The sequence below is a fragment of the Streptomyces sp. NBC_00249 genome (assembly GCF_026342355.1).
Taxonomy (GTDB): Bacteria; Actinomycetota; Actinomycetes; order Streptomycetales; family Streptomycetaceae; genus Streptomyces.
Map to the genome: position 1 here is coordinate 174,738 of NZ_JAPEMV010000007.1, position 25,374 is coordinate 200,111.

Here is a 25,374-nt window from a genome sequence, read left to right on the forward strand (position 1 = left end):
CCAATACACTGGTCACATGTCCGAACCGACCGGTGCCGCCCGCCGACGCGGGCCCTTCGAGGTCGGGGACCAGGTTCAGCTCACCGACCCCAAGGGCCGCCACTACACGTTCACGCTCGAAGCCGGGAAGAATTTCCACACCCACAAGGGTTCCTTCCCGCACGACGAGCTGATCGGTGCTCCCGAGGGCAGTGTTGTCCGTACCACGGGGAACGTCGCGTACCTCGCGCTGCGCCCCCTGCTCCCCGACTATGTCCTGTCCATGCCCCGCGGTGCCGCCGTGGTCTACCCCAAGGACGCCGGCCAGATCCTGGCCTTCGCCGACATCTTCCCCGGCGCCCGCGTCGTGGAAGCCGGAGTCGGCTCCGGCTCCCTGAGCAGCTTCCTGCTGCGCGCCATCGGCGACCAGGGCATGCTCCACAGCTACGAGCGCCGCGCGGACTTCGCCGAGATCGCCACCGCCAACGTCGAGCGCTACTTCGGCGGCCCGCACCCCGCGTGGCAGCTGACCGTCGGCGACCTCCAGGACAACCTGTCCGACACCGACGTCGACCGCGTGATCCTCGACATGCTCGCCCCCTGGGAATGCCTCGAGGCCGTCTCCAAGGCCCTCGTCCCCGGCGGCATCCTCTGCTGCTACGTGGCCACCACCACCCAGCTCTCGCGCACTGTCGAATCCATCCGCGAGTTCGGCTGCTACGCCGAACCGCAGCCCTGGGAATCGATGATCCGCAACTGGCACGTCGAAGGCCTCGCCGTCCGCCCGGACCACCGGATGATCGGCCACACCGGCTTCCTCGTCACCGCCCGCCGCCTCGCCGACGGCGTCGAGCCCCCGATGCGCCGCCGCCGCCCCTCCAAGGGCGCCTACGGCGACGACTACGACGGCCCCGGCAGCGACCGCTCCGCCTGACCCCAGGCCCGCCGCCCAACACGAAGGCGCTGCGCCGCAGTTCCCCGGACACCCCGGGAACTGCGCCGCAGCGCCTTTTCGTTACCCCCAGAACGACCCCGCACCACCCGGCACGGACCCGGCCGTTCCACCTCCGTGTGAGGTATGGCACGATGCTGGCTCCCCGTCACCCTTCGCACAGGAGACACCCCGCGTGCCGCACCGCCCCACCGCACCGGCCCCCGCACCGAAGACCCTGGCGCACCACGGCGCCAAACCCGTCCACTGGGTCGCCACCGCCTCCGCCATGGCCGCCGTCATAGCCGGAGCGGGACTCCTCCAACCCGACCGCGCCACCGGCGCCACCCCCGCACCCGGCACCGCACACCGCCCCCAGGCAACCGCCCCCGACGCGCACGCAGCCACGTACCCCCTGGACTGCAAGGGCGCCCCGCAGACCGTCACCGACACCGCCCAGGGCGACCTCGACGGCGACGGCCGCCCCGAGACCGTCGCAGCCGTCCGCTGCGCCGCCGGCTCCGGGACCCCGCCCCACACCATCTACGTCCTCACCCAGGACAGCACCCCCGGCGCACCGCCCCGCGTCGTCGCCACCCTCCTCGACGCCGCCCTCCGCCGCACCGCCACCACCCTCACCGTGAGCGACGGAACCGTCACCGCCGAGCTCCTCGGCTACTCCTCACCCTCGGTCCCGCGCTACAGCCCCGACGTGAAACAGCTCGCCAAGTGGCGCTGGACCGCCGGGAAATTCCGCCAGGAGCTGACGGACTCGACCGCCGGACGTGTTTGAACCGTCACCCGGCGTCCGGGCCGTACACCTCGACCCTGTCCGAAACACGCCTTACATGGATGCAGTCACCCGGACATTCCTTCGCCGAATCGACCACGTCCTGGAGCAGCACCAGCGGAACCGGAGCCGTCGCCCCCGGGTCCTGCAGCAGCTCGTCCTGCGCGCTCTTCACATACGCCAGACCGTCGATGTCCAGCTCGAACACCTCCGGGGCGTACTGCACACAGATGCCGTCCCCCGTGCAGAGGTCCTGGTCGATCCAGACCTCCAGCGGCTGTCCGGACTCGCCGGCACCGCCCGTCGGGGCCTCCTGCTGCACGGTCATATCTCCTGCCATTTCCTGCGCTCAGTGATCAGTCCCGGACACCGGCTCGAGGCAAGTCGCGCGAGCCCTGACGGGTGTTGAACAGTTCGACCTTACAACCGGCTGCTTTCCGATGTTGAACGGTGGGTATTTCCTTGGCGTGAGGGAGTACGCAAGGGTGAAGATCGGACACACCCCTACCGTCTTTGTGATCTAGGGGTTTCAATCACCACCAGCCCAGGTAGGGTCAGGAAGCGTCCAGCTCCCCTTGGAGGAGGTGAGGACCGTGGCAGCCCACGACGACGACATCAACCGCGGCATCCGGCCCGGGCGAGGGTCTGAGGACCCCGCTGGCCAGGTTGCCTATCTCGAGCAGGAAATCGCCGTCCTGCGACGCAAGCTCGCCGACTCTCCGCGACACACGAGGATTCTCGAAGAGCGGATCGTAGAGCTCCAGACAAATCTGGCAGGCGTCTCCGCACAGAACGAACGACTGGCGAACACCCTCCGTGAAGCCCGCGACCAGATCGTGGCCCTCAAGGAGGAAGTCGACCGGCTCGCACAGCCGCCGGCCGGCTTCGGTGTCTTCCTTCAGGCGAACGAGGACGGCACCGTCGACATCTTCACCGGAGGCCGAAAGCTCCGCGTGAACGTGAGCCCCAGCGTCGACCCGGAAGACCTCCGGCGCGGCCAGGAGGTCATGCTCAACGAAGCGCTCAACGTGGTCGAAGCCATGGAGTACGAGCGGGCCGGGGACATCGTCACCCTCAAGGAGATCCTCGAGGACGGCGAGCGCGCCCTGGTGGTCGGGCACACCGACGAGGAAAGGGTGGTGAGGCTCGCCGAGCCGCTCCTGGACATCACCATCCGCCCCGGCGACGCCCTCCTGCTCGAACCCCGCTCCGGCTACGTCTACGAAGTGGTCCCCAAGAGCGAGGTCGAGGACCTGGTCCTCGAAGAGGTCCCGGACATCGACTACGACAAGATCGGCGGCCTGGGCGACCAGATCGAGCTGATCCGCGACGCCGTCGAGCTCCCCTACCTCTACCCCGACCTGTTCAAGGAACACGAACTGCGGCCGCCCAAGGGCATCCTGCTCTACGGCCCTCCCGGATGCGGCAAGACACTCATCGCCAAGGCCGTGGCCAACTCCCTTGCCAAGAAGGTCGCCGAGGTGACCGGACAGGCAGCCGGGAAGTCGTACTTCCTGAACATCAAGGGCCCCGAACTCCTCAACAAGTACGTCGGCGAGACCGAGCGGCACATCCGCCTCGTCTTCCAGCGTGCCCGCGAAAAGGCCAGCGAGGGCACCCCCGTCATCGTCTTCTTCGACGAGATGGAATCCCTCTTCCGCACCCGCGGATCCGGCGTCAGCTCGGACGTGGAGAACACCATCGTCCCCCAGCTGCTCGCCGAGATCGACGGCGTGGAAGGCCTGGAGAACGTCATCGTCATCGGCGCCTCCAACCGCGAGGACATGATCGACCCGGCCATCCTGCGCCCCGGCCGCCTCGACGTGAAGATCAAGATCGAGCGCCCCGGCGCCGAGGCCGCCAAGGACATCTTCGCCAAGTACCTCAAGGCCTCCCTGCCCCTGCACACGGACGACCTGTCCGAACACCAGGGCTCCTCGGCCGACACCGTCCACAGCATGATCCAGACAGTCGTCGAGCAGATGTACGCCGAAACCGAGGAAAACCGCTTCCTCGAGGTCACGTACGCCAACGGCGACAAGGAAGTCCTCTACTTCAAGGACTTCAACTCCGGAGCCATGATCCAGAACATCGTGGACCGTGCGAAGAAGATGGCCATCAAGGCCTTCCTCGAGCACAACCAGAAGGGCCTGCGCGTCTCCCACCTCCTCCAGGCATGCGTGGACGAGTTCAAGGAGAACGAGGACCTGCCCAACACCACCAACCCGGACGACTGGGCCCGAATCTCCGGCAAGAAGGGCGAGCGGATCGTATTCATCCGCACCCTCGTCACCGGAAAGCAAGGCGCGGACACCGGACGCTCCATCGACACGGTGGCGAATACCGGTCAGTACCTCTGACGAAGCGGGGCGGCTGCGGATGCCCTCACCGGGCACCGCAGCCGCCTGCTTTACCGCCCCGAATACCGGCCGCGCTTTTCAGCCGGTGACAGGGCAAAGTCAATGACTGAAATGATCTCCCCACCAGCGCGGAGTGGTTCTAGGCTCATCCGTACCGCCGGTCGCGCAGCGCGGGGACGGGCACCGCACACGACGCACCGGAGCACCAGCGGTACTTGAGCGCCGCTCCCGAACGGGAGCGCCGCCGGGCAAGGAGGGCCGCATGACCGTACGGCGAGTAATGGGGATCGAGACGGAATACGGGATCTCCGTCCCGGGACACCCGAACGCCAATGCCATGCTCACCTCGTCCCAGATCGTCAACGCCTACGCGGCGGCGATGCACCGGGCGCGACGCGCCCGCTGGGACTTCGAGGAGGAGAATCCGCTGCGGGACGCCCGCGGCTTCGACCTCGCCCGCGAGGCCGCCGACAACAGCCAGCTCACCGACGAGGACATCGGCCTCGCCAACGTCATCCTCACCAACGGCGCCCGCCTCTACGTCGACCACGCCCACCCCGAGTACAGCTCGCCGGAGATCACCAATCCCCTCGACGCCGTCCTCTGGGACAAGGCCGGCGAGCGGATCATGGCCGAGGCCGCCGAACGCGCCGCCCAGCTCCCCGGCGCCCAGCCGATCCACCTCTACAAGAACAACACCGACAACAAGGGCGCCTCCTACGGCACGCACGAGAACTACCTGATGAAGCGGGAGACCCCCTTCTCGGACATCGTGCGCCACCTCACCCCCTTCTTCGTCTCCCGGCAGGTCGTCACCGGCGCCGGCCGCGTCGGCATCGGCCAGGACGGCCGCGACCACGGCTTCCAGATCAGCCAGCGCGCCGACTACTTCGAGGTCGAGGTCGGCCTGGAGACCACCCTCAAGCGCCCCATCATCAACACCCGCGACGAACCCCACTCCGACGCAGAGAAGTACCGCCGCCTCCACGTGATCATCGGCGACGCGAACCTCTCCGAGATCTCCACCTACCTCAAGCTCGGCACCACCGCGCTCGTCCTCTCCATGATCGAAGACGGCTTCATCACCGTCGACCTGGCCGTGGACCAGCCGGTACGCACCCTGCACCAGGTCTCCCACGACCCGGACCTGCGCCAGCTCATCACGCTGCGCAGCGGGCGCACCCTGACCGCCGTACAACTCCAGATGGAGTACTTCGAGCTGGCCAGGAAGTACGTGGACGAGCGGTTCGGCTCCGAAGCCGACGAGCAGACCAAGGACGTCCTCGCCCGGTGGGAGGACGTGCTCGGCCGGCTGGAGACCGATCCGATGAGCCTGTCGGGAGAGCTCGACTGGATCGCGAAGCGGGAGATCCTGGAGGGCTACCGCAGGCGCGACGGGCTGGAGTGGGACGCGGCCCGGCTGCACCTGGTGGACCTCCAGTACTCGGACGTACGCCCCGAGAAGGGCCTGTACAACCGCCTGGTCGCCCGCGGGAAGATGAAGCGGCTCCTGGAGGAGCCCGCCGTCGAGCGGGCCGAGAGCAAGCCCCCGGAGGACACCCGGGCGTACTTCCGCGGCCGCTGCCTGGAGCAGTACGCGGACGACGTGGCGGCGGCCTCCTGGGACTCGGTGATCTTCGACCTCCCGGGCCGCGACTCGCTCCAGCGGGTCCCGACCCTGGAACCCCTGCGGGGGACGCGGAACCACGTCAAGGAGCTCCTGGACCGCTGCCGCACGGCGGAGGACCTGGTGCGGGTGCTCTCGGGACAGTGAGGGTGCGTTCGGGGCCTGAAAGGGCCCCGGTCCGGGAATCATGGAGACAGCCGGACGTTATGAAAGTGCGGGGACGAATGTCGGACCCTCCTAGTAGGGTCCGACGTAGGGTCTGATCTTGGGAGATCCCGAATCGCGGGGTCTCTCCACGTGAGCGTGCGAACCGAGCGGGGTGAGGTAGACATGGCGACCAAGGACACCGGCGGCGGACAGCAGAAGGCGACGCGCTCGACCGAGGAGGTCGAGGAGGCGGCGGTCGAGGAATCGACCGACCTCAAGGAGCGCCAGGAAAAGCTCTCCGACGACGTCGACTCCGTACTTGACGAGATTGACGATGTACTCGAGGAAAATGCCGAGGATTTCGTTCGGAGTTTCGTACAAAAAGGCGGCGAATAGCCTTCGAATCTAAGGTGAACTCGCCAGGATTGGCTCCATGTCCAATGGAACCAAGTGGTGTCGCGGCTGCAGCCGCGACGTGCCGCTGAGCGGATTCGCCTCAGACCGAAATCGTGGAGACGGCCTCCAGCCGAGGTGCCGGGAGTGTGTGGCGGAGTACGGCGCCTCGCACTACCGGCGCCGTCAGGCGGCCAGGGGCAAGGTCGTCAAAGAGAAGGTGGACGTTCCGTTCGGCCACAAGCTGTGCCGACAGTGCGGCGAGGTCAAGCCGCACAGCGAGTGGCACAAGAACGCTTCGGCTTCTGACGGACTGTCCACCCGGTGCAGGGCGTGTCGGGCCATCCAGGGCAGGGCAGGGCACTTGAAGCGCTCGTACGGCATCACCGAGGCTCAGCGCGACGAGATGGTCGCGGCTCAAGGCGGGGTCTGCGTGATCTGCCGGACTGCTCCAGCGGAGCACGTTGATCACGATCATCAGACGGGTAAGGTCCGAGGCGTACTGTGCTTCAGCTGTAACGCAGCCTTGGGGCAGTTCAAGGATCGGCCGGACGTCATACGGCGTGCAGCCGCTTACGTGGAAGGAAACCTGTGGAACCCAACACTCGTAGCACAGGGCGTCTACCGGCAGCCTTCCTGACGCCGGGGTCGTCGTCCTTCATGGACTTCCTGGGCGCGCACCAGCCGGAGATGCTGCCGGGGAACCGCAAGCTCCCCGAGGGTGTCGTCGAGGCGCCGCACGGGACGACCATCGTTGCCGCCACCTTCCCCGGTGGGGTCGTGCTCGCCGGTGACCGGCGGGCGACCATGGGGAACATGATCGCGCAGCGGGACATCGAGAAGGTGTTCCCGGCCGACGAGTACTCCGCGGTGGGTATCGCCGGTACGGCGGGTCTGGCCGTGGAGATGGTGAAGCTGTTCCAGCTGGAGCTGGAGCACTTCGAGAAGGTGGAGGGGACGACCCTCTCCCTGGAGGGCAAGGCCAACCGGCTGTCCACCATGATCCGGAGCAATCTGGGCATGGCCATGCAGGGGCTGGCGGTCGTGCCGCTCTTCGCCGGTTTCGACGAGGCCAAGGAGAAGGGCCGGATCTTCTCGTACGACGTGACCGGCGGCCGCTCCGAGGAGCACGGTTTCGCCGCCACCGGTTCCGGTTCGATCTTCGCCCGGGGTTCGATGAAGAAGCTGTACCGCCCCGATCTGACGGAACAGCAGGCCACCACGCTGGTGGTGCAGGCGCTGTTCGACGCCGCCGACGACGATTCGGCGACCGGTGGGCCGGACCTGTACCGCCACATCTACCCGATCGTCACCGTCATCACCGACGAGGGTTTCCGCAGGCTGACCGACGACGAGTCGCAGGACCTCGCCCGTACGGTGACGGACCGCCGGCTGGAGCAGCCCGACGGTCCGCGCGCCGCCCTGCTCTGACCAGTCCTCTCGTCGCCCAGAAGAAAGGGACGGAAAGCCGGTGTCGACTCCGTTCTATGTGTCACCCCAGCAGGCCATGGCCGACCGGGCGGAATATGCCCGGAAGGGCATCGCCCGAGGTCGCAGCCTGGTCGTGCTGCAGTACGCCGACGGCATCGTGTTCGTCGGTGAGAATCCGTCCCGTGCGCTGCACAAGTTCAGCGAGATCTATGACCGGATCGGCTTCGCGGCCGCCGGCAAGTACAACGAGTACGAGAACCTGCGGATCGGCGGTGTGCGGTACGCGGATCTGCGCGGGTACACCTATGACCGTGACGATGTGACGGCGCGTGGGCTGGCGAACGTGTACGCGCAGACGCTCGGCACGATCTTTTCGAGTGCGGGTGAGAAGCCGTACGAGGTGGAGCTGGTCGTCGCCGAGGTGGGTGCGACCGCGGCCGGGGACCAGATCTACCGGCTGCCGCACGACGGTTCGATCGTGGACGAGCACGGCTCGGTCGCGGTCGGCGGGAACGCGGAGCAGATCAGTACGTTCCTGGATCAGCGTCATCGGGACGGGATGAACCTGTCCGAGGCGTTGAAGCTGGCGGTGCAGGCGCTGTCCAGTCAGGCGAACGGTGCGGACAAGGCGATTCCGGCGGAGCGGCTGGAGGTCGCGGTGCTGGACCGTACGCGGGCTCAGCAGCGGAAGTTCAAGCGGATCCGGGGCCGGCAGCTGTCGCGGCTGCTGGAGGCGGACGTGACGGCGGCCGTGCAGGCGGACGCCGTGTCGAACGACGAGGTTCCGGAGGACGAGGCCGAGTAGGTTTCGTGTGTGGGGCCCCGGTCTGCCGTTCGCGGCGGGCCGGGGCCCTTTCGCGTTCAGGGGGTGGGGGCGGGGCCGGTGGAGTCGCGGACGACGAGTTCGACGGGGAGGTCGGGGGCGGTCCAGCGGTCGCCGTCGAGGACGGTGAGGAGGGCGGTCATGCCCTGTTCGCCGACGCGTTCGGCGGGGAGGCGGACGGTGGTGAGTTCGGGTTCGACGGCGGTGGCGAGGGCGAGGTCGTCGAAGCCGGTGACGGAGAGGTCCTCGGGGACGCGCAGGCCGAGGCGGCGGGCGGCCTTGCAGGCTCCGGCGGCGAGGATGTCGTCGTCGCAGACGATGGCGGTGGGCCGGTCGTGGGGGGTGGCCAGGGCGGTCTCCATGGCGGTGCGGGCGGCGTCGACGGTGAGGGGGGCCCGTACGGTGCGGAGCTCGGTGCGGGGGCCGAGGAGGGCGCTGAGGGCTTCGGCGCGGATGTCGAAGGTCCAGGAGTCGACGGCGGAGGCGAGGTGGAGGAAGCGGCGGTGGCCGAGGGTGAGGAGGTGTTCGGCGGTCTGGCGCATGCCGTCGGTCATGGCGAGGTTGACGTGGGCGGCGGCGCCGGGGGCGGTGGGGTCGCTGTCGAGCATGACGAGGGGGAGTCCGTCGCCGCCGATGGCGTGGAGGGCGTCGGCGGCCATGGAGGAGGCGATGACTCCGTCGAGGGCGGCGCGGGCGGAGGCGAAGGGGTCGCGGGCGGGGCCGACGCCTTCGGGGGAGGGGTAGAGGACGACGCCGAAGCCGTGTTCGGCGGCGACGCGGGCGGCTCCGGTGTAGACGCGGGCGAAGAATTCGTTGGTGAGGGCGGGGACGACGAGGAGGGCGGTGCGGGTGCTGCCGAGGCGGAGGTTGCGGGCGGCGAGGTTGGGGCGGTAGCCGAGGGTGGTGGCGGCTTCGCGGACGAGGGCGGCGGTGCGTTCGGAGACGCGGCCGCGCCATTTGTCGCCGAGGACGAGGGAGACGGTGGCCTGGGAGACCCCGGCGGCGGTGGCCACGTCGCGGCTGGTGGGTCTCGTCACACGGTGCTCCTGAAGTGCGAGGTGGGGAGGGGTGGGGGTGGTTCGTCGGGTGGACCTGTGGGCTGCCGCCATGGTACGTATGACGGGTCAAGTTATACGTATTACTCCGGCAGGGTCCGGGCAGAAGGGGGCGGACATGGCCGCGGGATACGCGGAGCTGCTCAGGACCCGGCACGCAGCGAGGCTGCTGGCGGGCACGCTCATGGGGCGGCTGCCGAACGGCACCGGTCCGATCGCGATCGTGCTCTTCACCCGGGCGGAGGGGGGCAGCTACAGCCTCGCCGGGGCGCTGGCGGCGGCGTACGGGCTGGCCAACGCGGTGGGCCAGCCGTTGCTGGGGCGGGCGGTGGACCTGTACGGGCAGCCGCGCGTGCAGCTGCCGGCGGCGGTGGTGTCGGCGCTGGGCATGGTGTGGCTGGCTCTGGCGGGGACGGGTTCGGCGGCCGTGGCCTATGCGGCGGTGGTGGTGGCGGGGCTGTTCACGCCGCCGCTGGAGGGCGGGCTGCGGGCGCTGTGGCCCAAGGTGCTGGGCGGCAAGGAGGAGCGGGTGCACGCCGCGTACGCCATGGACGCGGTGGCGCAGGAGGTCATGTACACGGTCGGGCCGCTGCTGGTGACGCTGTTCGTGGCGCTGTGGTCGCCGGCGGTGGCGCTGGTGGCGCTGAACGCGCTGGGGGTGCTGGGCGCGCTGTCGGTGGTGGTGTCGGAGCCTTCGCGGACGTGGCGTTCGGAGCCGCGTGAGGCGCACTGGCTGGGGGCGCTGCGTTCGCGGGGTCTGCTGGCTCTGCTGGGGGCGTTCTTCTTCGTGGGGATGGCGCTGGGGTCGATTACGGTGGCGGCGGTGTCGTACGCGGACGGTCATGGTGGTCAGGCGGTGTACGGGTGGCTGCTGGCGGCGCTGGGGCTGGGTGCGCTGTTCGGTGGTGTGCTCTACGGGGCGCGGCAGTGGGCGGGTGCGCCGGAGGTGCGGCTGCGGCTGCTGGTGGCGTTGCTGGCGGTGTGTTACCTGCCGTTGATGCTGCCGGTGGGGACGGTGGCGATGGCGGGGCTGTCGGCGGTGGCCGGGGTGTTCCTGGCTCCGTCGCTGGCGTGTGCGTTCGTGGTGGTGGACCGGCATGCTCCGGCGGGGACGCTGACGGAGGCGTTCTCGTGGCTGGTGACGTTCTTCGGGGTGGGTGCGGCCATCGGTACGGCGGCGGCCGGTCCTGCGGTGGAGTCGGGCGGGACGGTGGCGGGGTACGCGGTGGCGTGCGGGGCGGGCGTGGCGGCGCTGCTGGTGCTGACGGCCACTCAGCGGGCGCTGTCCGGCGGGGGTCGTAGCCGCGCGGTGGCGGGGTCCTCGTCGGGGGCTTCCGGGGGGTCCCTGGAGGGTGCCGCTGGGGGTGTCGTGGAGCCGCTGGTCAAAAACTGATCGGAACGCCGCCTTCGAACCCGGTTTCAGAAGAGGGCAGAAGGCGTAATGTTCAGTCATGGACCGCCGCATTTTCGGGCTGGAGAACGAGTACGGCGTCACGTGCACGTTCAGGGGACAGCGCCGACTGTCTCCTGACGAAGTGGCGCGCTACCTCTTCCGCCGTGTTGTGTCATGGGGCCGCAGCAGCAATGTCTTCCTGCGGAACGGCGCCCGCCTGTACCTCGACGTGGGATCGCATCCGGAATATGCAACTCCCGAATGCGACAACCTGATCGAGCTGGTCACCCACGACAAGGCCGGCGAGCGCATTCTCGAAGGCCTTCTCGTCGACGCCGAACGCCGCCTGCACGAGGAGGGAATCGCGGGCGACGTCTACCTCTTCAAGAACAACACCGACTCGGCGGGCAATTCGTACGGCTGCCACGAGAACTACCTGGTGGCGCGGCACGGAGAATTCTCGCGGCTGGCGGACATCCTCATTCCCTTCCTCGTCACGCGGCAGCTGATCTGCGGTGCGGGCAAGGTGCTGCAGACCCCCCGGGGCGCGGTGTACTGCGTCAGCCAGCGGGCCGAGCACATCTGGGAGGGTGTCAGTTCCGCCACCACCCGTTCCCGGCCGATCATCAACACCCGGGACGAGCCGCACGCGGATGCCGAGCGCTACCGGCGGCTGCACGTGATCGTCGGGGACTCGAACATGTCCGAGACGACGATGCTGCTGAAGGTCGGTGCCACCGATCTGGTGCTGCGCATGATCGAGGCGGGCACGGTGATGCGGGACCTGACGCTGGAGAACCCGATCCGGGCGATCCGGGAGGTCAGTCACGACATCACGGGGCAGCGCAAGGTGCGCCTCGCCAGTGGCCGGGAGGCCTCGGCGCTGGAGATCCAGCGGGAGTACTACGAGAAGGCCCTGGACTTCGCCGAGCGGCGGGGGATCCGTACGGGGGTCGTCGAGCAGGTGCTGGAGCTGTGGGGCCGGACCCTCGAGGCGATCGAGGCGGAGGACCTGGACCGGATCGGTACGGAGATCGACTGGGTCATGAAGTACCAGCTGATCGAGCGGTACCGGGCCAAGCACAACATGACCATGTCGAATCCGCGGGTCGCGCAGATAGACCTCGCGTACCACGACATCCACCGTCGTCGGGGGCTGTACTACCTGCTGGAGCGCAAGGGGCAGGCGGCGCGGATCTGCAACGACCTGAAGATCTTCGAGGGCAAGTCGGTGCCCCCGCAGACGACGCGGGCCCGGCTGCGCGGGGACTTCATCCGGCGGGCGCAGGAGCAGCGGCGGGACTTCACCGTCGACTGGGTGCACCTGAAGCTGAACGACCAGGCGCAGCGGACGGTGCTGTGCAAGGACCCGTTCCGGTCGGTGGACGACCGGGTGGAGAAGCTGATCGCGGGGATGTAGCGGCAGCGAAGTGTGACATTTCACGGATCTTGGCCGGGGCCTCGTACGCATCTCGTACGGGGCCCCGGTCACGCCTTAGAGTGGCGGGCGACCGTTGTGCCGTCTGAGATCTGAGGAACACGTGCGCCGACTTGCCGGCCTGATTGTCGTCCCGCTCCTGCTGCTGTCCACGGCGGCGTGCGGCGACGACAGCGGCTCCGACACCGACTCCGCCCAGATGAAGAACGGGGTGCCCGCGATCACGAAGGGCGCCAAGTTCGGGGAGACGCCCACCCTTTCGCAGGGGAAGGGCGCGCCGCCCAAGGAACTGAAGGTGGAGGTCATCAGCGAGGGCAGCGGCCCGGTGCTGAAGAAGGGCGACGTCGCCCAGGTCAACTACTCCGGCCAGGTGTGGGACGGCAAGGAGCCCTTCGATGCCAGCTTCGGCAAGGGCAAGACCTTCGACGTGAACATCGGCGCCGGCGCCGTCATCAAGGGCTGGGACCAGGGCCTGGAGGGCCAGAAGGTCGGCAGCCGCGTCGAGCTGGTGATCCCGCCGGAGCTCGGTTACGGGGCTCAGGGTTCCGGGGACAAGATCAAGCCGAACGCGACGCTGGTCTTCGTGGTCGACATCGTCAAGGGTGCCAGCATCCCGGTCTCCGCCAAGGGCAAGGAAGTCCCGCAGGAGGACAAGGCCCTGCCGAAGATCGGTACGAACACGGACGGCAAGGAAGTCTCCGTGGCCGTCCCGAAGGACACCGCCGAGCCCGGCAAGCTGGTCTCGAACTACGTGATCGAGGGTGACGGGCCGGTCGTCAAGGACACCGACAACGTCGTCGTCAAGTTCAACGGCAAGACGTGGAAGGACGACAAGTCGTTCGAGAGCACGTACGCCACCGACCAGACGGTGACCTGGCCGATGGCCGAGCTGTCGGTCAAGGGGCTGAAGGAAGGCATGCTGGGCAAGAAGGCCGGCAGCCGGATCCTGCTGGTCATCCCGCCGGACCAGGCCTTCGGTGACAAGGAGCAGGGCAGCATCCCGGCCAAGTCGACGCTGGTCTTCAGCCTCGACATCCTCACGGTGATGTAAGACTGTTCCGGTTGACCGGTTCGTACGTATGAGGAGCAGTTCCGTGAGCGACAAGCTCGTAAAGCCCGAGATCGACTTCCCCGAGGGTCCGGTCCCGACCGACCTGGTCATCGAGGACATCTGGGAGGGCGACGGCGCCGAGGCCAAGGCCGGTGCCATGGTCTCCGTCCACTACGTGGGCGTGGCCTTCTCCACCGGTGAGGAGTTCGACGCCTCCTGGAACCGCGGCTCCGCGCTGCAGTTCCCGCTGGGCGCGGGCCGCGTCATCGCCGGCTGGGACCTGGGCATCGCGGGCATGAAGGTCGGCGGCCGCCGCAAGCTGACGATCCCCGCCCACCTCGCCTACGGCGACCGTGGCGCGGGCGACGCGATCGCCCCGGGCGAGACGCTGATCTTCGTCTGCGACCTGATGGGCGCCTGATACCAGGCCGCTGTGAGCCGAGGGCCCCTGCCGTGAGGCAGGGGCCCTCGCTTTTGTCCGGGCCCGCCGGGGCGGTACGGTCAACGGTCACGAGTGTGTGTGTCGAGAAGGCGGGGGAACGGCGTCCATGGCGATTGCCAAGGCCGAGCGGCTGATGAATCTGGCGCTGTGTCTGCTGGGGACCCGTCGTCCCCTCAGCAAGCGCGAGCTGCGCGGTTCCATCGAGGCCTACCTGGAAGCCGGCAACGACGAGTCCTTCAACCGGATGTTCGAGCGGGACAAGGACGATCTGCGCGAGCTCGGTCTGGTGATCGAGACCGTGGAGAACCTGGAGGGCGAGACGGGCTACCTGGCCCGCCGGGACAGCAACCGGCTGCCGCCCGTCTCCCTCGACGCCGAGGAGGCCGCCGCCCTGGGGCTGGCGGCCAAGGTCTGGCAGCAGGCCCGCCTCGCGGGCGCGGCCAGCGGGGCCCTGCAGAAGCTGCGGGCCGCCGGCATGCCCGAGGCGGGGGACCCGTACGAGGGCCAGCACAGCGCCATCGAGCCGCGCATCCCCGTCCACGAGGCGGCCTTCGAGCCGCTGATGCTGGCCTGCCGGGACCGTAGGCCGGTGGTCTTCGACTACCGGCGGTCCAACGCGGCCCGGCCCGAGACCCGTCAGGTCGAGCCGTGGGCGCTGGAGTGCTGGCGCGGCCACTGGTACCTGGCCGGCTACGACCGCGACCGCGCGGCGGAGCGGGTGTTCCGGCTCTCCCGGATCACCGGCAAGGTCCGCTCCCGGGCCGGGAAGTACACCGCCGAGGTCCCGGACGTGGTGACCGTACGGGAGACCGTGGCGGCCTGGGCCGGGGAGGGCGCGCAGCGCTCCGCGCTGATCCGGCTGCGCGCCGGGGCCGGGTACCCGCTGCGGGCCAAGGCGACCGCCGTGCGCGAGGGCGCCGACGGCTGGGACGAGCTGGAGGTCCCGTACGGGCACGGACTGGACGCCTGGCTCGTGGAGTTCGGCCCGGACGTCGTGGTGGTGGAGCCGGCCGACCTGCGGGCCGACGTGGTGGACCGGCTGCGCGCCGTCGCCCAGGGCTGACCCGAACATCAACAGCAACGCCCTGAGGGGGAGACGTACCAGCATGGCCGCCAACGCCATCGACCAGACCCGCCGCATGCTGTCCCTGGTGACCTACCTGCGCGAGCGCCCCGGGGCGCACGTCGCCGACGTGGCCCGGGCCTTCGGGATCACCGAGGACGAACTGATCTCGGACCTCGACGTGCTGCCCATGTGCGGGACCAGCTTCCGCGGCGGGGACCTGCTCGACATCGACACCGACGGGGAGCGCATCTGGTGGCGCAACCCCGACGCCTCGGGGGAGTCCACCGCCGAACCGCTGCGCCTGGCCGCCGACGAGGCCACCGCGCTGCTGGTCGCCGCCCGCGCCGTGGCCACGCTGCCCGGTCTGCGCGAGGGCGACCGGGACGCGCTGCTGCGGGCCACCGCCAAGCTGGAGGCCGCCGCCGGCGAGGCAGCCGGGGCCAGCTCCCGGCTGTCGGTGACCTTCGAGTCGGAGGGCGGGGTCTTCGCGGACGTCGACCGGGCCATCGCCGAGCGCCGCCGGCTGTGGCTGCGCTACTACTCGCCCGCGCGCGACGAGCTGACCGAGCGCACCGTCGACCCGATCCGGCTCTTCGCGGTCGGGCACACCTACATGGAGGGCTGGTGCCACCTCTCCGAGGCCCGGCGCACCTTCCGCCTCGACCGGGTCGCCGAGATCCGGCTCCTCGACGAGCGGGCCGAGCCGCCCGCGATCGAGCCCCGGGACCTGTCGGTGGGGCTGGTCCAGCCGGCCGCCGAGGACCCGGAGGTCGTGGTGGAGGTCGGCCCCGGCGGGCGCTGGGTCGCCGAGTACTACCCGCACGACAGCGCAGAGGAGCTGGCGGGCGGCGGGCTGCGCATCACGCTGCGCAGCCCGGACCCGGCCTCCCTGCGCCGACTGGCGCTGCGCCTGGGCCGGGAGGGGCGGATCGTGTCCCCGCCGGAGCTGGCGGAGAGCGCGCGGAAGGCGGCTCAAGAGGCACTCGCGGGGTACGGGGAACAGGTCTAGGGAGAGCGGGGAGCGATGTCGCCATCATCTGGGGCCCTGCCGGGGCGGGTCACCGGCCGGCCGGACGCGGCCCTGGGCGGCGGTTCGGGCGGGCCGGTCACCTTCAAGGCCGCCTGTCCCGACTGCCGGGCCCGTTTCGAGCTCGCGGCGGAGGCCCTGCGGCTGGTGATCGGCGGCAGCAGGCGGAGCACCTTCTACTCCTTCACCTGCCCCGAGTGCGCGGCCGCCGTCCGTAAACCCGCTGGTGAGCGGATTGTGGAGCTGCTGACCGGCGGAGGAGTGAGCACCCTGCGCAGTCTGTGAGGCGGGGCCGGTTAGGCTCCTCCCATGCTGTGGCCGATGCTCGCAATTGCCCTGGGCTTCCTCGGGGTCGCCGTCCTCGCCGTGCTGGCCGTCCGGGTCTTCCTGGAGGTGCGCCGGCTCTCCCGCCAGGTGGAGCGGGCCAGCCGCCGGATCACCGACGCCTCGGGGGACCTGGAGCGGGCGGCGGCCGATCTCGCCCGGTCCGGGCGGGCGGCGCGGCCGTAGGATATAGGCCTGTCATCGCCCGTCCATGGAAAGTGGCCGCGCGGACCCGTACCGTCGTAGCCGTGCGCAATCGCGCGGTCCCCGGGGGATTGCCGGACGTTAACCCTCGGGGGTTACGATCCATGACAGGGCGGTACCGGATCTTCGTCCGGAATCGCCAGGTCACGACAACCAGCCGCTTCGGTGAGAAGGAAGACTTACATGATCGGCAATCTGAAGCCCCTTGAGATCCTTCTGATCATCGCTGTCATCGTGCTGCTGTTCGGTGCCAAGAAGCTTCCCGAGATGGCCCGCTCCCTGGGCAAGTCGGCCCGCATCCTCAAGAGCGAGGCCAAGGCGATGAAGAAGGACGGTGAGGGCGAGGACGCCGCCACCGCCGCCCCGGCCGCCGACCAGGCCCCGCAGCAGCCCGTCGCCCCGCGCACCATCCAGGCCGCGCCCGGTGACGTGACCAGCGCCCGCCCGGTCGCCGAGCCCAACCGCACCACCCAGGGCTGACAGCCGGCGGTCGTACCCGTCACGCCGGTCACTGCAACGAGACAAGGGACGTGGGTTGCTCAAGTCTGCCCGCAAGCAGGGGAAGAAAGACCAGCAGGCGAAGGACGCCGAAGGGCGCATGCCGCTGGTCGAGCACCTGCGTGAGCTACGGAACCGCCTGCTGAAGTCGGTTCTGGCGATCGCCGTGATCACGGCCGTCGCGGCCTATTTCTTCCGGCCGATCATCGACTTCCTGCTGGAGCCGATGCTCTCCTCCGTCGGGTGCACCAACGGGGCGACGCACCAGCGCAACGGCGCGCCCTGCGCCGAGATGACCACCAGTGGTCTGACCGCGCCCTTCTCCATCGCGCTCAAGGTCGGCCTGTCCGCGGGCATCGTGCTGTCCGCCCCGGTCTGGCTCTACCAGCTGTGGGCGTTCGCCGCCCCCGGCCTGCACCGCAACGAGAAGAAGTACGCGCTGAGCTTCGTCGCCGTCGGCGCGCCCCTCTTCGTCGCCGGCGCCGTCCTCGCGTACAAGATCCTTCCGCAGACCGCGGAGATCCTCCTCGGCTTCACCCCCGACCACGTCAAGAACCTGCTCCCGGTCGACGACTACCTCGACCTGGTCACGCGCATGGTCGTGGTCTTCGGCCTCGCCTTCGAGCTGCCGCTGATGCTGGTGCTGCTGAACCTCACCGGCGTCCTCACCGCCAAGCGCCTCGGCAGCTGGTGGCGCGCCATGGTCCTCGGCATCACCCTCTTCTCCGCGTTCGCGACGCCCACCGGTGACCCGCTCACCATGCTGACGCTGGCCGCCCCGATCGTGGCCCTGTACTTCCTGGCCCTCGGGATCTGCCTCCTCAACGACCGGCGCCGCAAGCGCAACGACCCCGACGCCGCGCTCGACGACGACGAGGCCTCGGAACTGGACCTGACCCCGGCACCCGTCGGCACGGCCGGATCCGCTCCCTCCGCCTCCTCGCTGCCCGAGCAGGCCGACGGCGGACGCCGCCAGATCAACGGTTACGACGACGCCACCTGACATGTACCTTCCGGTGGGTGAGTGCTGAGATCACCCTCCTCGTCAATCCCACCGCCGGACGCGGCCGGGGCGCGCACGCCGCGCAGCCGGCCGCTTCCGCGCTGAGGGCGGCCGGTTTCTCCGTACGGACCGTCGTCGGCACCGACGCCGCCGACGAGCTGGCCCGGCTGCGCGCCGCCGTCCGCGAGGGCACCGGCGCGGTGATCGCCGTCGGCGGGGACGGGGTGGTCTCCCTCGCGCTCCAGGCGCTCGCCGGGACACTGGTGCCGCTCGCAGTGGTCGCGGTGGGCACCGGCAACGACTTCGCGCGGGCGCTGGGACTGCCCGTACGGGATCCCGCGCGGGCGGGACGGCTGGCGGCCGAGGCCCTCAAGGAGGGCCGGATCCGCGAGATCGACCTCGGCCGGGCGGCGGGCACCTGGTACGGGACCGTGCTGTGCTCCGGCTTCGACTCGCGGGTCAACGACCGCGGCAACCGCATGCGGCTGCCGCTGGGCCGCTTCAAGTACGACCTGGCCATCCTGGCGGAGCTGGCCTCCTTCCGGCCCGTCCCGTACCGCATCACCCTGGACGACGGCCCGGTCATCGAGACCGAGGCCACGCTGGTGGCCGTCGGCAACGGGACCTCGTACGGCGGCGGGATGCGCATCTGCGCGGACGCCGAGCCCGACGACGGGCTCTTCGACGTCACCGTGGTCGGCGACTGCGGACGCGCCACCCTGCTGAAGGTGTTCCCGCAGGTCTACAAGGGCACCCACCTCGGCCACCCCAAGGTCACCGTCCACCGGGCCGCGAAGGTCACCCTGGAGGCCCCGGGCCTGACCGCCTACGCCGACGGGGAGCCGCTCGGAGCCCTCCCGGTGACCGCCGAGTGCGTCGGCGGCGCCCTGCGGCTCATCGTTTAGCCGATCGTTTTAATGGCCGAGACTGTTGTCGGAGGCGGCGGGTAGGCTCGACAGCAAGATGACCGAAGAACTCTCACCCGCCGAGCGGTACGCCGCTGCCCGGATCCGCGCCGCCGAAGAGGCCTCCGCCCTGGCCCCCTTCCGCGAGATGTACGAATTCGACCTGGACCCGTACCAGGTCGAGGCCTGCAAGGCACTGGAAGCCGGCAAGGGCGTCCTGGTCGCCGCCCCGACCGGCTCGGGCAAGACGATCGTCGGCGAGTTCGCCGTGCACCTCGCCCTCCAGCAGGGCCGCAAGTGCTTCTACACCACGCCCATCAAGGCCCTGTCGAACCAGAAGTTCGCCGACCTCGTCAAGCGCTACGGCGCCGACAAGGTGGGCCTGCTGACCGGCGACAACAGCGTCAACGGCGACGCCCCCGTGGTCGTGATGACCACCGAGGTGCTCCGCAACATGCTGTACGCGGGCTCCCAGGCGCTGACCGGCCTCGGCTACGTGGTCATGGACGAGGTGCACTACCTCTCCGACCGCTTCCGCGGCGCCGTCTGGGAAGAGGTGATCATCCACCTCCCCGAGTCCGTGACCCTGGTCTCCCTCTCCGCGACCGTCTCCAACGCCGAGGAGTTCGGCGACTGGCTCGACACCGTCCGCGGCGACACCGAGGTGATCGTCTCCGAGGAGCGGCCCGTACCGCTGTGGCAGCACGTCATGGCCGGCCGCCGGGTCTACGACCTCTTCGAGGAGGAGTCCGACCACGGAGGCCGCGGCTCCGCGCGCCGCGAGGTCAACCCCGACCTGCTGCGCATGGCCCGCGAGGAGAACAGCCGCAGCTACAGCCCCAAGGACCGGCGGCGCGGCAAGATGGTCCGCGAGGCCGACCGCGAGCGCGAACGCCGCTCGCGCAGCCGGATCTGGACGCCGTCGCGCCCCGAGGTCATCGCCCGCCTCGACAACGACGACCTGCTCCCCGCGATCAACTTCATCTTCAGCCGGGCCGGCTGCGAGGGCGCCGTCCAGCAGTGCCTGTACGCGGGCCTGCGGCTCAACGACGACGTCGCGCGCCTCAAGGTCCGCGAGATCGTCGAGGAGCGGACCGCCTCCATCCCGGCCGAGGACCTGCACGTCCTCGGCTACTACGAGTGGCTCGAAGCCCTGGAGCGCGGCGTCGCCGCGCACCACGCGGGCATGCTGCCCACCTTCAAGGAGGTCGTCGAGGAGCTGTTCGTCCGCGGCCTCGTGAAGGCCGTCTTCGCCACCGAGACCCTCGCGCTCGGCATCAACATGCCCGCGCGCACGGTCATCCTGGAGAAGCTCGTCAAGTGGAACGGTGAGCAGCACGCCGACATCACCCCCGGCGAGTACACGCAGCTCACCGGCCGGGCCGGGCGGCGCGGCATCGACGTCGAGGGCCACGCGGTGGTGCTGTGGCAGCGCGGCATGGACCCGGTGCAGCTCGCCGGGCTGGCGGGTACCCGTACGTATCCGCTGCGTTCCAGCTTCAAGCCCTCCTACAACATGGCCGTCAACCTGGTCCAGCAGTTCGGGCGGCACCGCTCCCGGGAACTCCTGGAGACCTCCTTCGCGCAGTTCCAGGCGGACCGCTCGGTCGTCGGCATCTCCAAGCAGGTGCAGCGCAACGAGGAGGGCCTCGACGGCTACCGCGAGGGCATGACCTGCCACCTCGGCGACTTCGAGGAGTACGCGCGGATGCGCCGCGACCTCAAGGACCGGGAGACCGACCTGGCCAAGCAGGGCGCCGCCCAGCGCCGGGTCCAGGCCGCCGGTTCGCTGGAGCGGCTCAAGCCGGGCGACATCATCCACGTGCCGACCGGCAAGTTCGCCGGCCTCGCACTGGTCCTGGACCCGGGCGTGCCGGCCGGGCGGGTCAACGGCCACCGCGGGCACGAGTACACCGAGGGCCCGCGCCCGCTGGTGCTCACCGCCGAGCGGCAGGTCAAGCGGCTCGCCGCGATCGACTTCCCGGTCCCGGTCGAGGCCATCGACCGGATGCGGATCCCGAAGACCTTCAACGCCCGCTCCCCGCAGTCCCGCAGGGACCTGGCGACGGCCCTGCGCGCCAAGGCCGGGCACATCGCGCCCGAGCGGCACCGGCCCGGCCGGGCCGCCGCCGCCGACGACCGGGAGATCGCCCGGCTGCGCACCGCGCTGCGGGCGCACCCGTGCCACGGCTGCGACGAGCGCGAGGACCACGCCCGCTGGGCGGAGCGCTACCACCGGCTCAAGCGCGACACCCAGCAGCTGGAGCGGCGCATCGAGGGCCGCACCAACACCATCGCCCGCACCTTCGACCGGATCCACGCGCTTCTCACCGAGCTGGACTACCTGCGCGAGAACGAGGTCACCGTGCACGGCAGGCGCCTGGCCCGGCTCTACGGAGAGCTGGACCTGCTGGCCTCGGAGTGCCTGCGCGAGGGCGTCTGGGAAGGGCTGAGTCCAGCCGAACTGGCCGCCTGCGTCTCGGCGTTGGTCTTCGAGGCGCGCCAGTCCGACGACGCGGTGGCGCCGAAGGTGCCGGGCGGTGCGGCGAAGGCCGCGCTCGGCGAGATGGTCCGCATCTGGGGCCGGCTCGACGCGCTGGAGGAGGAGCACCGCATCAACCAGGCGGAGGGTGTGGGCCAGCGCGAGCCGGACCTCGGCTTCGCGTGGGCGGCGTACCAGTGGGCCTCGGACAAGAGCCTCGACGAGGTGCTGCGCGAGGCGGAGATGCCGGCCGGTGACTTCGTACGCTGGTGCAAGCAGGTCATCGACGTCCTCGGGCAGATCGCGGCGGCGGCTCCCGCCTCCTCGGCTCCGCCGTCCTCGGCGGGCGGAAGCACGGTGGCGCGAAATGCCCGCAAGGCCGTCGACGCCCTACTTCGGGGTGTAGTGGCCTACAGTTCGGTCGGCTAGGCGCTTTTGGGGCTTCCTCCGAGAGCCTGGATGGCCGGATCTCATCTCTTGCCATGATCTTTTCGCCGTGTCCTGTGCGACGATCGGCGTATGAGTGGGGGAACGGACGAAGGACCGAGACGGGTCGGTCGGCCACGCGCCGATCAACTGCGACCGGAGAGCGGCCGGCCGCCGCGCGAGGAACTCCTCTGCGCGGCGGCCGAGCTGTTCACACTGAAGGGGTACGCGGCCACCACCACACGAGCGGTGGCCGAACGGGCCGGGATGCGCCAGGCCACGATGTACCACTACTTCGCGGGCAAGGAGGAACTCCTCGCCGAACTGCTGGAGTCCACGGTCGCGCCCTCGCTGGCGCTGTCCCGCAGACTCCTGGCGGACGCCGCCCGGCCCGCCGCCGTCAGGCTGTGGGAGCTGTGCCGCTCGGACGTGCTGCTGCTGTGCGGGGGGCCGTACCACCTCGGCGCCCTGTACCTGCTGCCCGAGCTCCAGGGGGCGCGCCTGGGCCAGTTCCGGCGGATGCGCGACGAACTGCGCGAGGCGTACCGGACGTTGCTGCGCGCCACGGCCGTCGGCGACGAACTGGCCGGGGACAAGGCCGGACTGAGCCTGCGCAACGACCTGGTCTTCGGCCTGATCGAGGGCGTCATGCTGGTCCGCCGCTCCGACCCGGGCCGCCCGGTGGCCGCCTTCGCGGAGGCCGCCGCCGACGCGGCCCTGCGCGTCGCGGGTCTCGACCGGGCCGACGAGCGGGCCGACGGCCAGGTCGGCGGCCGGGTCAGCGCTCGGGCAGTGGGGCCGGGCCGGCCTCCCAGCCCGCCCGGTCGTCCCAGGCCTGGAGGGTGCGACCCGACTCCAGCCGGTGCTCCACGCCCGTGACCGGGTCGGTGAACTCCAGCGACCTGGCCAGGAGCTGGAGCGGACGCCGGTAGTCCGCCGGGTCGGCCGCCTCCGCCACGACCGGGTAGACCGGATCGCCGAGGATGGGCAGGCCCAGACCGCTCATGTGCACCCGCAGCTGGTGGGTGCGGCCGGTGTGCGGGGTCAGCCGGTAGCGGCCCAGGGCGCCGCGGGTCCCGATCAGCTCGACCAGGCTCTCCGCGTTGGGTTCGGCCCCCGGGTGCTCGATCACCGCCATCACCCCCCGCACCTTCTCGATGTTGCTGCGGACCAGGCGCGGGAGGTCCACCGCCGGGTCGTGGACGGCGAGGGCCTCGTACCGCTTGCGGACCTTCCGCTCCTGGAAGAGCAGCTGGTAGGCGCCGCGGTCCTCGGGGCGGATGCTGAACATCACCAGTCCGGCCGTCATCCGGTCCAGCCGGTGCGCCGGGCTCAGCGCGGGCAGGTCCAGCTCCTCGCGGAGCCGGGCCAGAGCGGTCTGGGTGACGTGGCTGCCGCGCGGGGTCGTCGCCAGGAAGTGCGGCTTGTCCACCACGAGGAGGTGCTCGTCGCGGTGCACGACCGGGATCGGGAAGGGCACCGGCGGCTCGGGCGGCATGTCCCGGTGGAACCACAGCCAGCCGCCCGGCTCGTACGGGTCCTGCGGGCGCAGCACCCGGCCGCCCGGGCCCAGCACCCGGCCCGCCGCGAGCAGCCGGGCCATGGACTCGGCGCCGCGCGTGCCGGCGTAGCGCTCGGTCAGGTAGTCGCCGAGGACCGTCCACCTGCCCTCCGGGTCGGGGGGCAGGCGCATGCGGACCGGGTCGATACCGGACTGCTGGGGCAGGGGCGCGGGCGGGATGTGGGATCTGCGGCTCATCGGGGACCAGCGTAGGCGGCTACTTCTGGGTGAAGGTGCCCAGGTGGGTCTCGTCCAGGTACTCGACGCGGACCGTGCCGTCGGAGAACGTCACCCCGGTGCGGCCGACGGCGTTCTCGCCGGTGGTGACGAAGCTGAAGGTGTCGCCGTCGTAGTGGGTGAGCGGGTAGCGCAGGGGCTTGGGGCCGAGGGAGAGGGTCAGGCCGCCCTTGCCGCCCGGGTCGGCGGTGACGGTCAGCGGGCCGTAGTACGGGTTCTCGTAGGTGCCGGTGTACGCGCTGTCGTCGCGGGCCGGCTTCGCGCCCGCGGGCGGGTGCGCGTAGTCGGTGGCGGAGCGGTCCGCGTCGTCGATCCGTGCGTAGACCGAGGAGATCAGGGCCAGCCAGTCGGTGGTGGGGCCGCCGTGCTCGGCGGTGTCGAAGAAGTCCAGGGCCACCGCGTCGGGGAGACCGCCCACGGGGGCGGCGTTCGTCAGGACGACGATGCCGAGGCGCTCCAGGGGGAGCATCGTGACGTTGGTGTTCGCGCCGAGGTCGAAGGCACCGGAATGGCTCAGCCGCAGCCGGCCGGCGCTGTCGTAGGAGACGTTCCAGCCGAGGCCGTAGAACTGCGGGGTGCCGGAGGGGGTCCGGGCCTGCGCGACGATCTCGGGCAGGCGGGTGCGGTCGAGGGTGTCCGCGGGGACGATCCGCTTCCCGTCGAGGGTGCCGTCGGCGAGCTGCAGGCGCAGCCAGCGGGACATGTCGCGGGCGGTGGAACTGACCCCGCCGGCCGGGGCCTGGGCGTCGGCGTCGCGGACGAAGCGCGGGCTCCAGGTGCCGTCCGGGTTCTTGACGTGGCCGTACGCGCGGTCGGCGGCGCCCGCGTACGCGGAGAACTCGGTGCTGGTGTGCGTCATCCCGGCGGGCTTGAAGAGGGCGTCGGCGCTGAGCTTCTGCCAGCTCGTGCCGTGCGCGCGGGCGACGGCCTCGGCGGCGGCGGTGAAACCGAAGTTCGTGTAGGCGTAGCTCGCGCGGAACGGGGTGAGGGGTTCGAGGCGCAGGTGGTCGAAGATGTAAGGCTGCTCGTAGCCGAGGTCCTCGAGGAGGTCACCGGCGTGGTCGGGGAGGCCGCTGCGGTGCGAGAACAAGTCGGCGGTGGAGACGTGCGAGGTGACCCAGGGGTCCTTCAGGGCGAAGCCGGGCAGGCCGCCGGCGAGGGGCTTGTCCCAGGCGTCGGGGGAGGTGAGGGTGGCCGCGACCACCGTGGAGGAGATCGGCTTCGAGAGGGAGGCCAGCTGGAAGACGGTGTCGGGGCCGACGGTGGCGGGGTCGCCGACGCGGCGCAGGCCGTAGCCCTTGAGGTGGACGACCTTGTCGTTGTGGACGACGGCCACGGAGACGCCGGGGACGCCGGTGCGGCGCATCGCGTCCTCGACGGTGGCGTCGAGGCGGGCCAGGGCCTTTTCGACGGCGGCGTCGGTGAGGAGGGGTTTCGGGGCGGGGGGTGGGGTGGGGGCCGCTGTTCCGGCGGCGGAGGTGGGGGCGGCCGGGGGTGGCGCCGGGGCTCCTGCCGTTGCGAGGAGGACGGCGGCCCCGGCCCATCCCGCTGCGCGGAGCTTGCGCATGGGGTCATTGTCCCGCCGGGGGTGCGGGGGCGCGCGGTGGGTGGGGGCGGCGTGGCCGTGCCGGTCCCGTGCCGGGTGCGGGTGGGTGGGGGCGGGGGTGCCGCTGCGCGGAGCTGGTCCCCGCCCCGCCCTTTCTCCGTTTCCTGGGGCTCCGCCCCAGACCCCGCGCCTCAAACGCCGGCGGGGCTGAACGATCGGGGCTCCGCCCCGGACC

Annotated in this window: 23 protein-coding genes and 2 pseudogenes; 21 read left to right on the forward strand and 4 right to left on the reverse strand. The window is 70.4% G+C overall.

The features are described from left to right. The first annotated feature begins 16 nt into the window (after positions 1 to 16). Both OOK31_RS28100 and OOK31_RS28105 read left to right on the forward strand, forming a co-directional pair. Positions 17 to 913 (forward strand): tRNA (adenine-N1)-methyltransferase, encoded by an 897-nt coding sequence (locus OOK31_RS28100; RefSeq protein ID WP_267090166.1) that lies wholly within the window; start codon positions 17 to 19, stop codon positions 911 to 913. A 286-nt stretch (positions 914 to 1,199) separates the two neighbouring features. Next, positions 1,200 to 1,703: a hypothetical protein gene (locus OOK31_RS28105; RefSeq protein ID WP_267090446.1), complete on the forward strand. Its 504-nt coding sequence runs from the start codon at positions 1,200 to 1,202 to the stop codon at positions 1,701 to 1,703. Positions 1,704 to 1,707: 4 nt separating this feature from the next. On the opposite strand, the gene OOK31_RS28110 is transcribed toward OOK31_RS28105, so the two are convergent. Then, positions 1,708 to 2,028 (reverse strand): ferredoxin, encoded by a 321-nt coding sequence (locus OOK31_RS28110; protein ID WP_267090167.1) that lies wholly within the window; start codon positions 2,026 to 2,028, stop codon positions 1,708 to 1,710. Positions 2,029 to 2,293: 265 nt separating this feature from the next. Here OOK31_RS28110 and arc point away from each other — a divergent pair, with 265 nt between their 5' ends. The 6 genes from arc (at position 2,294) to prcA (ending at position 8,463) form a co-directional block, all read left to right on the forward strand. Beyond that, positions 2,294 to 4,060 (forward strand): proteasome ATPase, encoded by a 1,767-nt coding sequence (arc, locus tag OOK31_RS28115; RefSeq protein WP_267090168.1) that lies wholly within the window; start codon positions 2,294 to 2,296, stop codon positions 4,058 to 4,060. Between the two features lie 262 nt (positions 4,061 to 4,322). Continuing rightward, a complete protein-coding gene (gene dop / locus OOK31_RS28120) occupies positions 4,323 to 5,834 on the forward strand; it encodes a depupylase/deamidase Dop (protein ID WP_267090169.1) in 1,512 nt (503 codons plus the stop codon). A 183-nt stretch (positions 5,835 to 6,017) separates the two neighbouring features. Beyond that, positions 6,018 to 6,230 carry a ubiquitin-like protein Pup gene (locus OOK31_RS28125; RefSeq protein ID WP_030233608.1) on the forward strand — a complete coding sequence of 71 codons (213 nt, stop codon included), beginning with the start codon at positions 6,018 to 6,020 and terminating at the stop codon, positions 6,228 to 6,230. A 37-nt stretch (positions 6,231 to 6,267) separates the two neighbouring features. Continuing rightward, on the forward strand, positions 6,268 to 6,867 hold the full coding sequence (locus OOK31_RS28130; RefSeq protein WP_267090170.1) for an endonuclease VII domain-containing protein: 600 nt from the start codon (positions 6,268 to 6,270) through the stop codon (positions 6,865 to 6,867). After that, positions 6,819 to 7,658 carry a proteasome subunit beta gene (gene prcB / locus OOK31_RS28135; RefSeq protein WP_267090171.1) on the forward strand — a complete coding sequence of 280 codons (840 nt, stop codon included), beginning with the start codon at positions 6,819 to 6,821 and terminating at the stop codon, positions 7,656 to 7,658. Before OOK31_RS28130 ends, prcB begins: the two co-directional genes overlap by 49 nt. Positions 7,659 to 7,698: 40 nt before the next feature. Next, positions 7,699 to 8,463 (forward strand): proteasome subunit alpha, encoded by a 765-nt coding sequence (gene prcA / locus OOK31_RS28140; protein ID WP_267090172.1) that lies wholly within the window; start codon positions 7,699 to 7,701, stop codon positions 8,461 to 8,463. 56 nt (positions 8,464 to 8,519) lie between these two features. Here prcA and OOK31_RS28145 read toward each other — a convergent pair whose 3' ends face one another. Beyond that, positions 8,520 to 9,518, reverse strand: coding sequence for a LacI family DNA-binding transcriptional regulator (locus OOK31_RS28145; protein WP_267090173.1), 999 nt, complete (start codon positions 9,516 to 9,518; stop codon positions 8,520 to 8,522). A gap of 136 nt (positions 9,519 to 9,654) precedes the next feature. Here OOK31_RS28145 and OOK31_RS28150 point away from each other — a divergent pair. From OOK31_RS28150 to OOK31_RS28210, 13 genes and pseudogenes are all read left to right on the forward strand, one after another. After that, positions 9,655 to 10,978: pseudogene (locus OOK31_RS28150) on the forward strand (MFS transporter). A gap of 9 nt (positions 10,979 to 10,987) precedes the next feature. Continuing rightward, complete coding sequence (gene pafA / locus OOK31_RS28155; RefSeq protein WP_267090174.1) at positions 10,988 to 12,349, forward strand: Pup--protein ligase; 1,362 nt, start codon at positions 10,988 to 10,990, stop codon at positions 12,347 to 12,349. Between the two features lie 121 nt (positions 12,350 to 12,470). After that, on the forward strand, positions 12,471 to 13,418 hold the full coding sequence (locus OOK31_RS28160; protein WP_267090175.1) for an FKBP-type peptidyl-prolyl cis-trans isomerase: 948 nt from the start codon (positions 12,471 to 12,473) through the stop codon (positions 13,416 to 13,418). Between the two features lie 28 nt (positions 13,419 to 13,446). Next, positions 13,447 to 13,839 carry an FKBP-type peptidyl-prolyl cis-trans isomerase gene (locus OOK31_RS28165; protein WP_267090176.1) on the forward strand — a complete coding sequence of 131 codons (393 nt, stop codon included), beginning with the start codon at positions 13,447 to 13,449 and terminating at the stop codon, positions 13,837 to 13,839. 127 nt (positions 13,840 to 13,966) lie between these two features. Then, the gene (locus tag OOK31_RS28170) at positions 13,967 to 14,923 is read left to right on the forward strand and encodes a YafY family protein (protein ID WP_267090177.1); all 957 of its coding nucleotides are present in this window, start codon (positions 13,967 to 13,969) and stop codon (positions 14,921 to 14,923) included. A gap of 43 nt (positions 14,924 to 14,966) precedes the next feature. Beyond that, complete coding sequence (locus OOK31_RS28175) at positions 14,967 to 15,935, forward strand: YafY family protein (protein WP_267090178.1); 969 nt, start codon at positions 14,967 to 14,969, stop codon at positions 15,933 to 15,935. A 15-nt stretch (positions 15,936 to 15,950) separates the two neighbouring features. Beyond that, positions 15,951 to 16,238: a hypothetical protein gene (locus OOK31_RS28180; RefSeq protein WP_267090179.1), complete on the forward strand. Its 288-nt coding sequence runs from the start codon at positions 15,951 to 15,953 to the stop codon at positions 16,236 to 16,238. Positions 16,239 to 16,262: 24 nt separating this feature from the next. Then, positions 16,263 to 16,463 carry a hypothetical protein gene (locus tag OOK31_RS28185; protein WP_267090180.1) on the forward strand — a complete coding sequence of 67 codons (201 nt, stop codon included), beginning with the start codon at positions 16,263 to 16,265 and terminating at the stop codon, positions 16,461 to 16,463. Between the two features lie 201 nt (positions 16,464 to 16,664). Further along, positions 16,665 to 16,961: a Sec-independent protein translocase subunit TatA gene (gene tatA / locus OOK31_RS28190; RefSeq protein ID WP_267090181.1), complete on the forward strand. Its 297-nt coding sequence runs from the start codon at positions 16,665 to 16,667 to the stop codon at positions 16,959 to 16,961. A gap of 55 nt (positions 16,962 to 17,016) precedes the next feature. Next, a complete protein-coding gene (gene tatC / locus OOK31_RS28195) occupies positions 17,017 to 17,982 on the forward strand; it encodes a twin-arginine translocase subunit TatC (RefSeq protein WP_267090182.1) in 966 nt (321 codons plus the stop codon). A gap of 17 nt (positions 17,983 to 17,999) precedes the next feature. Then, complete coding sequence (locus tag OOK31_RS28200; protein WP_267090183.1) at positions 18,000 to 18,887, forward strand: diacylglycerol kinase; 888 nt, start codon at positions 18,000 to 18,002, stop codon at positions 18,885 to 18,887. A 58-nt stretch (positions 18,888 to 18,945) separates the two neighbouring features. Beyond that, entirely contained in the window at positions 18,946 to 21,798 is a 2,853-nt protein-coding gene (locus OOK31_RS28205; protein WP_267090184.1) for an RNA helicase, read from the forward strand. A 90-nt stretch (positions 21,799 to 21,888) separates the two neighbouring features. Next, positions 21,889 to 22,530: pseudogene (locus tag OOK31_RS28210) on the forward strand (helix-turn-helix domain-containing protein); the annotation flags it as partial. Between the two features lie 43 nt (positions 22,531 to 22,573). Here OOK31_RS28210 and OOK31_RS28215 read toward each other — a convergent pair. Together OOK31_RS28215 and OOK31_RS28220 are read right to left on the reverse strand one after the other, a co-directional pair. Continuing rightward, the gene (locus OOK31_RS28215) at positions 22,574 to 23,554 is read right to left on the reverse strand and encodes a pseudouridine synthase (protein ID WP_267090185.1); all 981 of its coding nucleotides are present in this window, start codon (positions 23,552 to 23,554) and stop codon (positions 22,574 to 22,576) included. A gap of 19 nt (positions 23,555 to 23,573) precedes the next feature. After that, positions 23,574 to 25,160 carry a serine hydrolase gene (locus tag OOK31_RS28220; protein WP_267090186.1) on the reverse strand — a complete coding sequence of 529 codons (1,587 nt, stop codon included), beginning with the start codon at positions 25,158 to 25,160 and terminating at the stop codon, positions 23,574 to 23,576. Between the last annotated feature and the right edge of the window lie 214 nt (positions 25,161 to 25,374).